The following is a 15447-nucleotide window of genomic DNA, read 5'->3' as shown; positions in this document are numbered from 1 at the left end:
GTTCTACACTCCTATCTTTCTTGTGATTTTGGATCAATTGCATCACGCAAACCATCACCAATTATGTTGATACAGATTGTAGCAAGACCAAGCGCAACTGCTGGAATCACCCATCTCCACCAATATTCTTGAATAACAACACCGGAATTGGATCCATTTAACATATTACCCCAAGTAGGGTTAGGTTCGATAACACCGAATCCTAAGTATGAAAGTGTAGATTCTGTTAACATAGCGCTTGCAAAATCTAAGGTTGCATTTACGATAATAACTGATATTACATTTGGTAATATATGTTTAAATACAATTAAGTTTTCTTTTACACCCATAGCTTTTGCAGCAGTAACGAATTCTTTCTCACGCTCTGCAAATACTTGCGCACGCACAAGACGACAAAGACTAGGCCAGCTAAGTAAACCTAAGATAACCATAATTAACGCAATACGCTGTGTCTCCGAAATTCTATTACCAACAATTGCTGATAAGATCATAGCGAAAGGTAGGAAAGGAATACCAGCAACTACTTCTTGAAGACGCATTAAAAACATATCTATCTTACCACCGTAGTAACCTGAGATGCCACCAATAGTTACACCGATAATTGTAGAAATAATAACTGCAATCGCACCAATAGTCATGGTTAAACGACCACCTGAGATTAATCTAGTAAGCATATCACGACCCATTCCATCAGAACCGAATACGTAACCTTTTAATCCCCAAGTTAATACACTACCATCTTTTGTAATTGCATAATTTTGATAATACCCTGAAAATACAGCTTTTACATCTGCTTTTTGAATACTACTTGGAACAGTTGATTGCTTGAAGTTATTAGCGCCCCAAGAATATGTTTTTCCATCATCTGTAATAGCTGTGAAATGATAACGTCCAGCTGCAATAGATACAACTTTTCCATCAATCTGTGGAACTTTATCAACATTCTTTGTGATATTTCCCCATACAGTAACTTTTCCATCGTCACCAACTGCAGCTATGGCATTAGATGTTGAAGCTATGTCAACTACTTTACCTAGATCCTGAGGAATTCTAGAGTAACCATTTTCTTTAGTCATTAAGGAAATAACTTTTCCATCCTTAGTAAGACCAATAACACCACTACTTGCAACAACTACTTTATCTATTTGGCCTTGGTACTTGCCTACATTAAAATCAATTACATTAGTATTACCCCAACCAAAAGCTTTACCATCATCTGTTACAATGATCGAAAATTGGTAACCAGCAGCAATTTGTTTAATATTTGTAACACCTTGAACATCTAATGGAAGAGATCCTAAATGGAAACGATCATTTCCCCATGAGAATAACTTACCTTCTGAGTTAAGTGCCAATGCATGATCTAAACCTGCAGCGATTTGAACAACTTTTCCCATTTCTTCTTGACTAGGCATTGTCTTTATCATTTTTTCCTTAGGTTTACCCCATGTATAAACTTTACCATCATCTGATAAACCAACACTAAAGGTGGAACCGATTGCAATCTGTTTAACATGCCCTTTTAACTTACTTGGAACCTTCATTAATGAAGATGTAGGAGCAATGTTTTGTTGTGTTACTTCTTGATAAGATAAATCTAATTTCAAGAAATTAGGTCCAATAAATACAATTAAGAACATTGTTACAAATATAATAAGACCTGTCATTGAAAGTTTATTATTCTTAAAATTACGTACAATTGTTTTCATTGGACTGTGAACTTGTTCTTCCTCTAATACAGAAGTTTCAACTCTTTCTTTTTGTCCAAATAATAATCTACTAAAGATTAATGATAAGGTACTTTTTTTCTTACTATTCTTGCTCATATGTACCCTCCTAATTAATTTTAACTCTAGGGTCTACTAAACCATAGCTTAAGTCTGTAATTAAGTTACCAACAATAGCAATAACAAAATAGAACATATTTAATGCTAATACTACATTGTAATCCTGTGCTTGTAATGATGTATATAGTAATTTACCCAAACCATTTAATCCAAATATCTGTTCTATAACAACAGAACCGCCGAATATACCTAAGAACCAACCAATAATAAGTGTAATGATTGGTAATAGGGCATTACGGAATGCATGAGAATAAATAACTACCTTCTCTGTTAATCCTTTTGCTCTAGCAGTTCTAATATAATCCATACTTAGTGCCTCGATCATTGCAGCACGAACGAATCTTGTCATACTACCTAATGACGCTACTGTCATAACAATCAATGGTAATGCGAAGTGATACATCTTATCGAGGAATTTTTCCCATCCTGTTCCACTAAAACCAGGCGTATTCATACCACTAACAGGGAAAATTTGTAACTTTATAGCAAAAAAGTATATAGCTACTAATGAAACAATAAATGATGGCAAACTATAACCAACAATAGTTCCAACTTGAACTACATTATCGAATTTTGAGTGTTTTTTTACTGCTTGTACAATACCTAAAGGAATTGTAATTAATAGTGCAGCAACTACATTGAAAATGTTAATAAATATAGTATTTCCCATTGGCTCTTTTACGATATTTATAACATCATTACGATATGACTCCGAATAGCCAAAATCGCCTGATAACATTTTAGTAATCCAGCTAACATATTGTACTGGAATTGGTTTATCTAATCCTAATCTTTCTCTTGCTGCATCATATTTCTGTTGATATACAACAGGATCTGTTTTTGGAACATCTTTAATTGCCATAGCTGCTGGATCTCCAGGAACCATCTTAAAGATGCCAAACATAATGATTGACATAATAAAAAATACAAAAATAATATATAAGATTCTCTTAGCTATATATTTAAGCATTTTGCCACCTACTCTTTCTACCTTGTTTTCTCATACTAAGAAATAGGGCATATTGGATCTTATGCCCTATCTCCTTAAGCATTATTACTCTTTTCTCATATAGCTATTATTTAACGTGAGCATATAAAAGTGCATATGATGGTGTCCATATACTATTACCTTCATATCCTACTAACTTTGGATTATAGAAATCATGATATTCATCTGAATATAATGGAAGATCTGGAAGATCATAGTTCCATTGCTTTTCGAATTCTACCCACTTACTAGCATATCCTTCTTTATCTTTGCTATCAGTTTGTTTCATTGCTAAAGCTAAGTCATATAATTTTTGATCTCTAATATAGTTTTGGTTGTACATTCCCATGTAACTATCATCTGTATTATATTCATTTGATGGATCGTATACAGATGCAAAACTATTACCCATGTTAAACATGTTGTATTTTGGTTTGTCAATTCCTTGTCTGTAGATGTTATTGATTAGAACACCCCAATCAAGAGTTGTTGCTTCTAACTTCATACCAACTTTTTCCATACTTGATGGAAGCATTGTTGATAATAAATCTGATACAGGGTTGTTAGCTGTATTTGCCCATTGAATTGTAAGAGGCATTAATTTGCCATCTACTTTCTTGTAACGAAGTTTATCTGTTCCTTCAACAAAGTTTTTACCATCTTTGTTTAAAGTCCATCCATCTTCTACAAGTAATTTCTTGGCTGCATCGATATCGTAAGCATAACTATCAAGTTTGCTGTTAATATCATCTTTCTTTTCTTGGTACATCCATTGTGCTAAACCATAAGCTCCATTAACAACTGATGCATAACCACCTGAATATTGGTTAGCGAATTCATTTCTATCTAGTAAGTGAGCGATTGCTTGACGAACTTTAACAAATTGAGTTGGTCCTATATCACATGTAAATACAATCATTCCATATCCATTACGTAAGTAAGAATTATCTTTAGCAATACCTTGATCTACTAAATCAAGACCTGCATTGATTGAATCAGCGCCACCCATTTGATTTAACATATCAACGTTACCAGTTTTTAATTCATCTGCAGCTGTTGCAGAAGTTACTTTTTTAATAATGATTTTTTCGATTTGTGGTTTTTGGCCAGTGTAATCTCCAGCATATTTATCATTTACTACTAATGTAGCAGTTAAACCACCTTTATCAAATGATTCCACTTTGTAAGGTCCACAAGTAACAGTTGGATTATATCTTTCTTTGTTAATTGGGTCTTTAATTAAAGCAGTTGTAAACTCTTTTGAAAGGTAAGCACCATTACCATCATCTTTAAGTGTAACACCAGGAGCATATACTGCCATTGGGCTTGGTGTAGCAGCTGCATATGTTAATTCATAGAAGAAAGGTAATTTTTCTTTTTTAACTGTGATAGAGAATTGGTTATCGCTTAATAAATGAACACCAGTAAATTCTTTCGTTGTTCCTTTATTGAAGTCATCGTAACCAGCAATGTAATTTCCACTTGTAGTATCAGCTTCTAACTCACCCCATTGCTTTGATGAGGTTAAAAGTATACTAAACACATAATCTTTAGCAGTAATTGCAGTTCCATCATTCCAAGTTAAACCATCATTGATAGTCATTGTGAAAGTCTTAGTACCATCAGAATTATCTTCTGATTTAAAATCTTTAAGTACAGTTTTGTTCTGAACGAATGTACCATCTTTAGCTAATGCTATAGTGCTATATCCGTTGTAACCATATGTACCAATTAATTCTCTAACACGCATGTCAGATGCTCCAGAAGTCCAACCAGACATAAAATCACCAGTTAAATCTGTAATATCACCAATGATTAATTGACCAGATGCTTTCGCAGTCTTTGTTTCACTTGACTTTTTGTCAGTTGATTTTTTATTACTACTACATCCTACAAATGAAGTAACAGCTAGTGTAAGAACTAGTAGTAATGAAAGTGTTTTCTTTGTAAATTTCTTCATAAATAATCCTCCTTTTTATTCTTTGCAAATGATATTATTGTTATTTGTTACCATGTTAAAGTGTCGCACTTTAGTGTAGTAAAGCAAAAGGCTTAGCAAACAGAATCACGTCTCCATCGTCGCTAAACCTTAATGTATTCTCTTATCATTTACTCGTTCATGTTATCACAGATTTTATCATATTGCAACATTAAATTGTATAATTTAGAAGTTTTGTTAATGAATATCATAATCACACAATATCTCTCAACATTTTTGTATAAATGTGTTAAATCTGATTATTTCTCAGCTATTATATATTTATACATATTTATTTATATATATAATATGGTAATTTTGTTTAAAAAAAGACCCATTTCTACCCAAAGCTTTATATTGTGGAAATAGATGTATTCTTTCCAACAAATTCAACATCTCCATATTATATAAATATAAATTTCTTCTATAATATACATTTTAATTTGTAAGCTAAAAATAACATTTTGTGTGTATTATATATTATATATTCTTTACAAATAGATATATGACTATCTAATAAATTTCATGAAAAAAATAAGCTAAAAACGTATACATGTTTTTAGCTTATTTTGCACTAGTTATTTCTTAGATATGACTCTAGTTTAAATCTCATTTACTATTTAACTATACTTATCATTGTTTTGCTATTTAAAATATTCAACACCAGACTCAAAGATATATTGATTTTGGTTACCATAGATATTCATGGCTACCGCTTTTCCAATACGCTCAGAATGCGCCATTTTTCCTAATACTCTACCATCTGGGCTTGTAATACCCTCAATTGCATAATACGAACCATTAGGGTTATAATCTTCATCCATAGTAGCATTTCCATTAAGATCAACATATTGAGTTGCAATCTGCCCATTTTCTAATAATTTCTTTATCCACTCTTCACTTGCTACAAATCTACCTTCTCCATGTGAAGCTGGCACAGAATAAACGCCACCTAATTCTGCTTTTCTAAGCCATGGTGATTTATTTGTAACTACTTTTGTATAGACAGATTTTGAAATGTGGCGTCCGATACTATTAGTTGTAAGTGTTGGTGAATCTTCTTTCTGCGGAGTTATTTCACCATAAGGCACTAATCCTAATTTAATTAAAGCTTGGAATCCATTACATATACCTAATACTAGTCCATCTCTTGACTTTAACAAATCGTTCACGGATTCTTTTATTCTTTCGTTGCGGAATGCAGTTGCTATAAATTTACCTGATCCATCTGGTTCATCTCCAGCTGAGAATCCGCCTGGGAACATTAGTATTTGTGCATCTTTAATTGCTTTTTCAAATTGCATTACAGACTCTCTTATATTATCTGCATTTAAATTTTTAAATACAACTGTCTCCACCTTAGCTCCTGCCTTTTCGAATGCCCTCACAGAATCATATTCACAATTCGTTCCAGGGAATACAGGTATAAATACTTTAGGCATCGCGTTCTTATTATTAGAAATATAGATATCTTTTGTATCATATAATTTTGATTCTATCTTTTTCTCTGCTACATCAGATCTAGTTGGGAATACCTCTTCTAGTCTTGAAGTCCATTCCTTTACAGCTTCATCCATTGTAATTACTGCATTTTGATAAATAAATTGTTGTTCTTCAATTACTTCACCAACGATAGAATACCCTTCTGTTATATCAGCTAGCGCTTCTTCTGAAATCTCAGCTATAATCGAACCATATTCTGGATTGAATAAATCTTCTGCTAAAATATCATCGCTTATTTTAACACCAAGTTTATTTCCAAAAGCCATTTTACTAACTGCTTCTACAATACCATTAGAATCTAATGCATAAGCAGATACAATGCTTTTATTGATAATTAATCTATGAATCTCGTCATAAAGATTCATGATATCTTCATATACTGGTAAGGAATATTCATCCCTTGTAATTGTAAACTTTATCAACTTATTACCTGAAGTCTTAAGCTCAGGTGTAATAATATCATTGTAATTGGCAACATCTACTGCGAAAGATACCAATGTTGGAGGAACATCAATGTCACCGAAACTTCCTGACATACTATCTTTACCACCTATTGAGGCAAGATCAAGTCTCATCTGAGCCTCATATGCTCCAAGTAAAGCAGCAAATGGTTCACCCCAACGTTTCTTATCGTTTCCAAGTCTTCTGAAATATTCTTGGAATGTAAAACGTATCTTCTTGTAATCTCCACCAGAGGCTACTATCTTAGCAACTGAGGATAAAATAGCATAAGCTGATCCATGATAAGGACTCCAGCTTGATAAATATGGATCAAATCCATAGCTCATCATGGTAACTGTTTCTGTAGCTCCTTTTAACACAGGTAGTTTTGCAATCATACATTGTGTTGGAGTTAATTGATATTTACCTCCATATGGCATTGTTACAGTCGCTGCGCCTATAGAGCTATCGAACATCTCAACAAGTCCTTTTTGTGAACAAACATTAAGATCATTCAATGTTTTGAGCCATTTCTCTTTAACATCCTCTATTAATGGTTTTTGTTCTAAATAGTTATTCTCTTTGGATGGTATCTCAACTACCACTTCTGCTTCTTGATGAGCACCATTTGTATCCAAGAATGCACGACTAATATCGACTATTGTTTTGCCTCTCCAACTCATTACTAATCTTGGTTCCTTGCTTACTTTGGCAACTACAACAGCTTCAAGATTTTCTTCTGCTGCATAAGCTAACATTGTGTTTACGTCTTTCTCATCAACAACAATAGCCATTCTTTCTTGTGATTCTGATATTGATAATTCAGTACCATCAAGACCTGCATACTTTTTAGGTACCTTATCCAGATCAATGACTAAGCCATCTGCTAATTCTCCAATAGCTACAGATACTCCACCTGCACCAAAGTCATTACATTTTTTAATTAACTTGCTTACTTCTTCTCTACGGAACAAACGTTGAATCTTTCGCTCTGTCGGTGCATTACCTTTTTGTACTTCTGCTCCACAAGTCTCAATAGATTCAACTGTATGAGCTTTAGAAGAACCTGTTGCACCACCACAGCCATCACGTCCTGTTCTACCGCCTAACAATATAATCATATCACCTGGATCTGAATCCATTCTTATAACATTTTTTCTAGGTGCAGCACCCATTACAGCACCAATTTCCATTCTTTTCGCTACATAATTAGGATGATATATTTCAGTAACCTGTCCTGTTGCTAATCCTATTTGATTACCATAAGAACTATAACCACTTGCTGCACCAGTTACGATCTTTCGCTGAGGTAATTTACCTTTTAAAGTATCTTTTAACGATACAGTTGGGTCAGCAGCTCCAGTTACACGCATTGCTTGATATACGTAACCTCTTCCAGATAGTGGATCTCGGATTGCTCCACCTAGACATGTTGCAGCTCCACCAAAAGGTTCAATCTCGGTTGGATGGTTGTGTGTCTCATTTTTAAAGAAGATAAGCCATTCTTCTGTTACTAGTCCTCTACCATCTTCATAATCAATCTCAACTGGCACAATAATAGAGCATGCATTAATCTCATCTGATACTTCCATATCATCTAGTTTGCCATCAGCTTTTAATTTTCGCATTGCCATGAGGGCTACATCCATTAGAGACACATACTTATCATCTCTTCCTTTAAATATAATTTCACGATCTGATAAATATTTATTATAGCTATTCATAATTGGGTTTTTATAATAACCATCTTTAAATTCAACATTTTTAAGTTCAGTTAAAAATGTTGTATGACGGCAGTGATCTGACCAATACGTATCCAATACACGAATCTCAGTCATTGATGGATCTCTTTCTTCTTCCTCCCTATAATACTGCTTAATATGAAGAAAATCTTTTAGAGTCATTGCTAGATTCAATGATTGATATAATTCTTCAAAATCTTTATCGTTCATTGATGTAAATCCATCAAACACTGTAACATCTTCTGGTTCTTCGAATTCAGTTACTAATGTCTTTGGCTTTTCTTCGCCAGCTTCTCTTGAATCTACTGGATTGATACAAAACTCCTTAACTTTCTCGAATTCGTCATCTGAGATGTTTCCTGATAATACATAAGTAGTAGCAGTTCTAATGACTGGTTCCTCTTCTTCTCTTAAAAGTTTAACACATTGAACTGCTGAATCTGCTCTTTGATCAAATTGACCTGGAAGATATTCTACTGCAAAGATACGATCAGTATCTTCAAATGGAAATGCTTCTTCATATAAAATATCAATTGGTGGTTCAGAAAAAACAGTACCTAATGATTTTTTATATGTTTCTTCTGAAATATTTTCAATATCATAACGAATTAAGACCCTTACATTAGATGTATTTTTGATACCTAGATAACTCTTAATCTCGCTAGCTAGTTCTTTAGCTCTAATTGCATATGGTGCTCTTTTCTCTACATAAATTCTCTTTACGCTGTTCATTACTAACCTCCACTGATAATAATTATTAATTATTGTTAGTTTATTCTACAGATTTTAATCCTATTGTTGTATTGTTCTAAAACTATTCTATCACACACTATTCTATAATAAAAATTAATATATTTAAGAATATTAATTAGATTTACTAATCAAAAAAGGAGCAACTAAATGCAAATCGCATATTAGTTACTCCTTCCATAAATTCTATAAATATTTACTATTATTTATTTCCACTATCAGTCTTTGAATCTGTACTTGATTTTGAATCTTCTGTAGTTTGCGTAGTTCCAGCAGCCCCAGTAGTTCCAGTTGATGAGTTAGTTTTATCTGTTTGAACAATAGTTGTTTTACCCATAGTAATAGTATCCCAAACTTTTTTGTTTACAGTAACTTTGTAATTCTTTTTAAGTTTTTTATATGCTGCATCAAATTGCTTTCCAGTTTCTGTTTGTACTGCTTGATCAACTGCAGTATCATAAGCTTCTGATGAATTATTATTAGTCATTTGAATTACATAGTATCCATCAGTTCCTTCTACAACGTTACTGAACTCTTTATTGTTAAGTAGCTTAGCAGCTTTTTTATATGCTGCATCTGTATTTTGATCACTATCTGTGAAATTTTTAGAATCAGAAGTTGCAGTAGTATATGTTTTCTTTAAATCAGCAAATGATTTGCCTGCTTTTAAACTTGTTAAAGCTTCTTGAGCATTCTTTAAAGCTTCTTTCTTTTCCTTATCAGATAATGCTACTGCTTTACCACTAGCATCTGTTTTTGTTGTAGGGAATAGAATATAATCAGTGTTATATTGTCTATAATCAGCTTTTTTAATTCCAGCTTTAATTGCTTCTTTATCAATATTAAAGCCCTTAATCATCTTGTCATAATACTTTCCAGCAACAGCCATTTTTTCTAAAGTTGCTTCAAGATTTTTTTGTGTAAATCCAGTAATCTTTAATTGTTCTTTACTAACTTGTCCTAAAAGTGTTTTAACATTGGTCTTAACTGTCTTTTTATCGTCATCTGTCAATGTAAGTTTATCTTCATTTGCTTTCTTAGATAGAATATCAATCATAACCACATTATCCATAACATAATCTTTAGCTTTTTCACGATTTGTTAAACCATCATCGCCTTTGGCATCCCAATAGCCTGAACCAGTATATGACTTATACATTTGATCATAATATTCACCCATTGCTTCTGTATCGAAAATAAAATACATTGCATCTTTTAATTTAATTTTCGTATCATCCACGGTAACAACCACGTTATTCAACTTGTCACTACTTTTTTCAGCTGAATCCTTCTTTTTACAACCTGTTACTAATGTCATGCTCATTGTTAAAACACCAATTAATGCGTATGACATTACTTTTTTCAAATTCTTCACTTTGCGTCCTCCAATATTTTATTATAGCTTTATTGTACTTCATTTCTCTTATAAGTCAAGCTTATATGATAGAGTTCACAAAATCTACTTATTTTATTTATAAAAATTTTATATAATGCTTTAAATAAAACGTTAGACAAGATTCTATGTATTGCTGCATGACTTAAAGAGCGTCACTTTTAATTATAGTCCATTAAAAGAAAAACGCAAGTAATAGTTTTCCTTTTTTATACACAGCTTTACTATACCTGCTTTATCAATTTGAAATAAAGTATAAGACTAAAGCATATTATTCATGGAAAAGGGCGATAGGGTTGGGTCTCACTTCTTTTCTAAATATAGGGAAGGTCTATAGCCTTATACTCTATTTAAAATCGATAATGTTTTATACTTTATCTTCACTTGCCTTAGTATATTTATCTACTATGATGTAATTCTGACACTGACACTAAAATTAAGTCTTATGTAAATCAACTGAATTATCCTTCTATATTACGAAAAGAGGATATCACTCTTCTATTTCACTATGTTTGCTCAACTCTGTTATATTATTTATTATCAATTTCTTCGTCTCTTCATTCATACCTTGTAAAACTAGAACTAATTCGTATAATTCGCTATCACATATTACCTCCACTTCTTCCATCATGGCACTCCTCTGCTTTAGGTTCTACCACGCATAATGACCTTGTCCAATATATAATGTATAACATATATATATTCCTAGCGTGGTGCAAATATTCCTATAACTTTATTCAATAAACAATAAACAAATCATATCACTAATTTTTATATTCTATTTTGCTATTAATATTATCAAATCTTGTATCATTTGTAAACTCAGTTGTTTTATATGAATACATTTTAATCCATTAATCTTATTTTGTCAACATATATTCAGATAAAAGTTTACAAATAGAACTGTCTATGTTATTCTTATCATATACTAGATGAATTTTGAAGATATTATACCAACTACGGAATCGGAGTATATTTAGTTAATTTATAGACAATACACATACTTACTGAAAAAGGAGTATCACTTTATGAATAATAGGGTTAAAGAAATTAGAGAATCCTTAAAAATGAGTCAAGAAGAATTTGGCCAAATTATTGGATTAACCAAATCCAGCATCTCGAATATTGAAAATAGAACAAGAAATGTAACAGAGAAACATATAAAACTTATCTGTAATGAATTTCATATTAACGAAAAATGGCTTCGCTTTGGAAGTGGTGATATGTACGACAGTAAATCTAAGGATGACTTTCAAAAAATTGCTGATTATTATAAATTAGATGAATTAGATATTCAGATTCTAAAAGAATACTCCAAATTGGATTCTGATAAACGTTCCGTAATCAAGGATTTTATCAAGCAAGTTGCAATAAGTTCTGTGTCTCATACAATGTTCGAACCCGATCAACTTGTATCAGAAAAGACAAGATATGGCGAAAAGGATAGATAAAATTAAGGATTGCCCGTTGAATGACTATTAATATATTACTTAGCAAATAATTATCAGTTCATTTTCCGGGCAATAATGTTATTCATGTAATCTTCGAATCAGCCTATAGATAATACAATTTTCCATCACTAATGGCTTTGCATGTGCAAAGAAAATAATGCCATCCGTTGGCGATACAATCTGTGATATTACTTCTCCTTCGTAAGGATCTACTACTTCTGCAAGTATATCTCCAAATTTAACTTCATCTCCTGGATTCTTAAATCTCCGATATATTCCTGATACATTCACACGTATTGGCATTAAACTTCCTTCTTCAATAATGCTTGCAATGTATCCGCCGTGACAATTGTATTTAATAATTCCCATTCTCGTTAAGAAACGTAACACCGATGAAACTGCTTGCATAGCAGACTTCTCATCAATCTGTTCTGTTGCAGTTGTATAGATTGAAAAGGCATTTGTATTCGTCATTTGCCAGTTATAATTTAATGTTACTTTATCGATTGGTTCTGGCTTTCTTGTTACAACATAAGGTAATCCAAATAAGTTCGCTAGACTATTACTTTGGTATCCCGTTTCCATCATTCGAACATGTGGTATAAAATCTCCTGGTGTATGAAAGCTAGCAAACTGAATTCCATAGTTGAATCCTTTTACTCTTTCAAAGATTCCAGCAGCAATTCTTCTTGTTGTCTCTCCGTTTGCATCTCCTGGAAACATACGATTAATATCTGTGTTATCTACGGACCAGAATCTTCTTTCAATATTCATAGAAAAGTGATTTACGGAAGGAATCACAAATATTTCTTTTCCTGATACAATCGAACCATTCTTTTCTAAATTCGATAATATCTTTATCAGTTGAGAACAAATATATAATTGTTGCACTTCATTTCCTCTTGTTGGTCCTACAATGCATGCAGATTTATCACCTTTACCAAAAGTATATCCATAAAGATTGAAGTCTTCTCTGTATGGTGATTTTAATGTGTAGATTATTTCTTTCATCATCTAATTTGCACCTCCTAGAATCCTTGCAATTAGAGATCCATTATGAACAACTGGATATTCTCTTAAGGTAAATACCATACCATCACAAGGTGCTATCACATGATGAACAATGCTTCCTGTAAATGGATCTAGTATATCACCAACACTATCTCCTTTTCTTACACCCTTCCAATGCTTAATCTGAGGGACAAATATTCCTGATGCTTCAGCATGAATGAATGATACCTCCCCATCTGTAGAGATTATCGGTGATTTTGGTATTATGCTTGTCCCAGACCATATGCCCATTTCCTTTAGGATAGCAAAGATACCTTCTGTAAGTTGTTCTCCATATTCCTTTGTAATTCTCATTCCAACTCCCATTTCAACAGCAAGAGATGGAACCCCTAATTTATTCAAGCTATATACCAATGTTGATTCTAAAACCGTTGCTGATTCATGTACCCATACAAAATCAACATTTAACAATTTCGCATACTGCATTAAAGAATCCGAGTTTTCATGTGTCAAACGAACTTGTGGAATTTCTCTTATAAAAATATTACTGGCATGAAGATCAATACATAAGTTGGCTCCAATAATATCTTCTACTAATTTTGCAGCTGTATATTCAGCCATGTCACCTTCTATATTTCCTGGAAATATATGATTTAATTCAAGATCAAAAGTAGGCATTCCTCTTGATACAGATTCTAATCCTAAAGGATTGATAGCTGGGTAAATATCAACGATTCCATGCAAACACTTAATGTTTTCATTAATTCTTCGTATTAATTCATAACAGACATATTGACCTTCCAACTCATCGCCTTGAATTCCTGTAACAATGGCTATTCTTTTCTCTTCACCAGTAATATTAGAAGGTGTTAATGTATTTTTACGAATATGTAGAACTTCACCTACTGGTAATCCTACAGATGAAATATTCTTAAGCATACTACAATACCCCTTTCTCTTTTGGCATAAAAAAAGCACCCAAAATGGGCGTCATTACCTTTTTTCTATCATACTATAGTTTACTTACACTGTCAATTCGCATCTAAACACAGGTTTTTTTTGTTGTTATCTTATTCGTTTTATGCTATTATTTTCTTGAATTAGATAATACTTTGTAAAATCGAACGGAATATACATGAAACGTCTAAGAAAAAATAAATCGTAGTGTTCAGATAAATACATACTAAATTTATTGTTTTGAATACTTATTCGAATACATTATTATCTAGGAAATATTCATATTCAACAGTTCTTGATAGGATAAATATCAGTGACTTATTTTGAAAGGAGCACCTTTTATGGACATTAATTACGAACTGTACAAAGTATTTTATTATGTAGCGAAAACACTAAGTTTTTCCGATGCTTCAAAGGAATTATTTATTTCTCAATCTGCTGTTAGTCAATCGATTAAAGTATTAGAGAAAAGGTTAAATCTTTCACTATTCTTAAGGAGTACTAAAAAGGTTAAGTTAACAAAAGAGGGAGAATTGTTATATAAGCACATTGAACCAGCTATTAATCTAATTCTCCGTGGTGAAAGTCAGATAATGGAGGCAAATTCACTAAGTGGCGGTCAACTTAGAATAGGTGCAAGTGATACTATATGTAGATATTTTTTAGTACCCTACTTGAACAAATTTCATAAAGAATATCCTAACGTCCATATTAAAGTTACCAATGGAACCTCTTTACAATGTGTTGATTTCTTAGAATCAGGTCAGGTTGATATTATCGTCACTAATTCACCAAACTCCAGATTAAATAATACAAATGCTGTGAAACCAATTAAGGATTTTAAAGATGTATTTGTTATGAATCCAGATGCTTTTGATCTTGGTCAAGGACCAGTATCATTAGCCAAATTGCAGACTTATCCTATCCTCATGCTCACCAAACAATCTACAACAAGTGAATATCTTCATAATCTATTTCTACAACACCAATTAGATTTGGTTCCATCTATAGAATTAAGTAGTAATGATTTATTAAAAGACTTAGCTAAGATAGGTTTAGGAATTGCTTTTATTCCTGATTTTTGTGTTACTAATGAAGATGACTTAGTAATCATTGAAACCGAAGAATTTCTTCCTACAAGAAAGTTAGTCGTAGCTTATAATGATCAACTCCCACTATCTGGAGCATCCGAATATTTCCTTAGTATTTTAGGAAGATAAGATCTAATGGAATGCAAGATAAAAATATCTTGCATGAGGATATACAATACTAACTAAAACATTTATATTATGATTTTATATACTAAAATAACGTAATCTTTCAATGCATGCTTATCATGAAAGATTACGTTATTTTTATTTTATTTTTAAAACTATTTTCTAATAT

At 32.3% G+C, this 15447-nt stretch carries 10 protein-coding genes; 2 read left to right on the top strand and 8 right to left on the bottom strand.

Annotation, left to right across the window (positions count from 1 at the left end; all coding sequences use genetic code 11):
- Positions 1 to 11 precede the first annotated feature (11 nt).
- The 6 genes from bsdtb5_RS07510 to bsdtb5_RS07485 form a co-directional block, all read right to left on the bottom strand.
- Complete coding sequence (locus bsdtb5_RS07510; protein ID WP_271715414.1) at positions 12 to 1826, bottom strand: ABC transporter permease subunit; 1815 nt, start codon at positions 1824 to 1826, stop codon at positions 12 to 14.
- Between the two features lie 10 nt (positions 1827 to 1836).
- Positions 1837 to 2817 carry an ABC transporter permease gene (locus bsdtb5_RS07505; protein ID WP_271715413.1) on the bottom strand — a complete coding sequence of 327 codons (981 nt, stop codon included), beginning with the start codon at positions 2815 to 2817 and terminating at the stop codon, positions 1837 to 1839.
- 106 nt (positions 2818 to 2923) lie between these two features.
- Positions 2924 to 4795, bottom strand: coding sequence for an ABC transporter substrate-binding protein (locus bsdtb5_RS07500; protein ID WP_271715412.1), 1872 nt, complete (start codon positions 4793 to 4795; stop codon positions 2924 to 2926).
- A 662-nt stretch (positions 4796 to 5457) separates the two neighbouring features.
- Positions 5458 to 9231, bottom strand: coding sequence for a phosphoribosylformylglycinamidine synthase (locus bsdtb5_RS07495; RefSeq protein ID WP_271715411.1), 3774 nt, complete (start codon positions 9229 to 9231; stop codon positions 5458 to 5460).
- A gap of 220 nt (positions 9232 to 9451) precedes the next feature.
- Entirely contained in the window at positions 9452 to 10624 is a 1173-nt protein-coding gene (locus tag bsdtb5_RS07490; protein WP_271715410.1) for a peptidyl-prolyl cis-trans isomerase, read from the bottom strand.
- A 508-nt stretch (positions 10625 to 11132) separates the two neighbouring features.
- Complete coding sequence (locus bsdtb5_RS07485) at positions 11133 to 11270, bottom strand: hypothetical protein (protein WP_271715409.1); 138 nt, start codon at positions 11268 to 11270, stop codon at positions 11133 to 11135.
- Positions 11271 to 11670: 400 nt separating this feature from the next.
- On the opposite strand from bsdtb5_RS07485, the gene bsdtb5_RS07480 reads away from it, so the two are divergent.
- Positions 11671 to 12093: a helix-turn-helix domain-containing protein gene (locus tag bsdtb5_RS07480; RefSeq protein WP_271715408.1), complete on the top strand. Its 423-nt coding sequence runs from the start codon at positions 11671 to 11673 to the stop codon at positions 12091 to 12093.
- A gap of 78 nt (positions 12094 to 12171) precedes the next feature.
- Here the strand turns inward: bsdtb5_RS07480 and bsdtb5_RS07475 are convergent, their stop codons facing one another.
- Positions 12172 to 13107, bottom strand: a complete 936-nt coding sequence (locus bsdtb5_RS07475) for a M14 family metallopeptidase (protein ID WP_271715407.1) — start codon at positions 13105 to 13107, stop codon at positions 12172 to 12174.
- Positions 13108 to 14043: a M14 family metallopeptidase gene (locus tag bsdtb5_RS07470; RefSeq protein ID WP_271715406.1), complete on the bottom strand. Its 936-nt coding sequence runs from the start codon at positions 14041 to 14043 to the stop codon at positions 13108 to 13110. It abuts the gene before it with no gap.
- A gap of 359 nt (positions 14044 to 14402) precedes the next feature.
- Between bsdtb5_RS07470 and bsdtb5_RS07465 the strand changes: the two genes are divergently transcribed.
- Positions 14403 to 15281: a LysR family transcriptional regulator gene (locus tag bsdtb5_RS07465; RefSeq protein WP_271715405.1), complete on the top strand. Its 879-nt coding sequence runs from the start codon at positions 14403 to 14405 to the stop codon at positions 15279 to 15281.
- Positions 15282 to 15447: the final 166 nt, after the last annotated feature.

It is taken from the genome of Anaeromicropila herbilytica (assembly GCF_016591975.1).
Taxonomy (GTDB): domain Bacteria; phylum Bacillota; class Clostridia; order Lachnospirales; family Lachnospiraceae; genus Anaeromicropila; species Anaeromicropila herbilytica.
The sequence above is the reverse complement of the archived record's forward strand: the minus strand, read 5'-3'. Positions and strand labels throughout refer to the sequence as shown.

What these genes read in the sequence shown, in the direction of transcription:
- bsdtb5_RS07510 (WP_271715414.1), bottom strand. Translation starts at nt 1,826, where the DNA reads ATGAGCAAGAATAGTAAGAAAAAAAGTACCTTATCATTAATCTTTAGT.
- bsdtb5_RS07505 (WP_271715413.1), bottom strand. Translation starts at nt 2,817, where the DNA reads ATGCTTAAATATATAGCTAAGAGAATCTTATATATTATTTTTGTATTT.
- bsdtb5_RS07500 (WP_271715412.1), bottom strand. Translation starts at nt 4,795, where the DNA reads ATGAAGAAATTTACAAAGAAAACACTTTCATTACTACTAGTTCTTACA.
- bsdtb5_RS07495 (WP_271715411.1), bottom strand. Translation starts at nt 9,231, where the DNA reads ATGAACAGCGTAAAGAGAATTTATGTAGAGAAAAGAGCACCATATGCA.
- bsdtb5_RS07485 (WP_271715409.1), bottom strand. Translation starts at nt 11,270, where the DNA reads ATGGAAGAAGTGGAGGTAATATGTGATAGCGAATTATACGAATTAGTT.
- bsdtb5_RS07480 (WP_271715408.1), top strand. Translation starts at nt 11,671, where the DNA reads ATGAATAATAGGGTTAAAGAAATTAGAGAATCCTTAAAAATGAGTCAA.
- bsdtb5_RS07475 (WP_271715407.1), bottom strand. Translation starts at nt 13,107, where the DNA reads ATGATGAAAGAAATAATCTACACATTAAAATCACCATACAGAGAAGAC.
- bsdtb5_RS07470 (WP_271715406.1), bottom strand. Translation starts at nt 14,043, where the DNA reads ATGCTTAAGAATATTTCATCTGTAGGATTACCAGTAGGTGAAGTTCTA.
- bsdtb5_RS07465 (WP_271715405.1), top strand. Translation starts at nt 14,403, where the DNA reads ATGGACATTAATTACGAACTGTACAAAGTATTTTATTATGTAGCGAAA.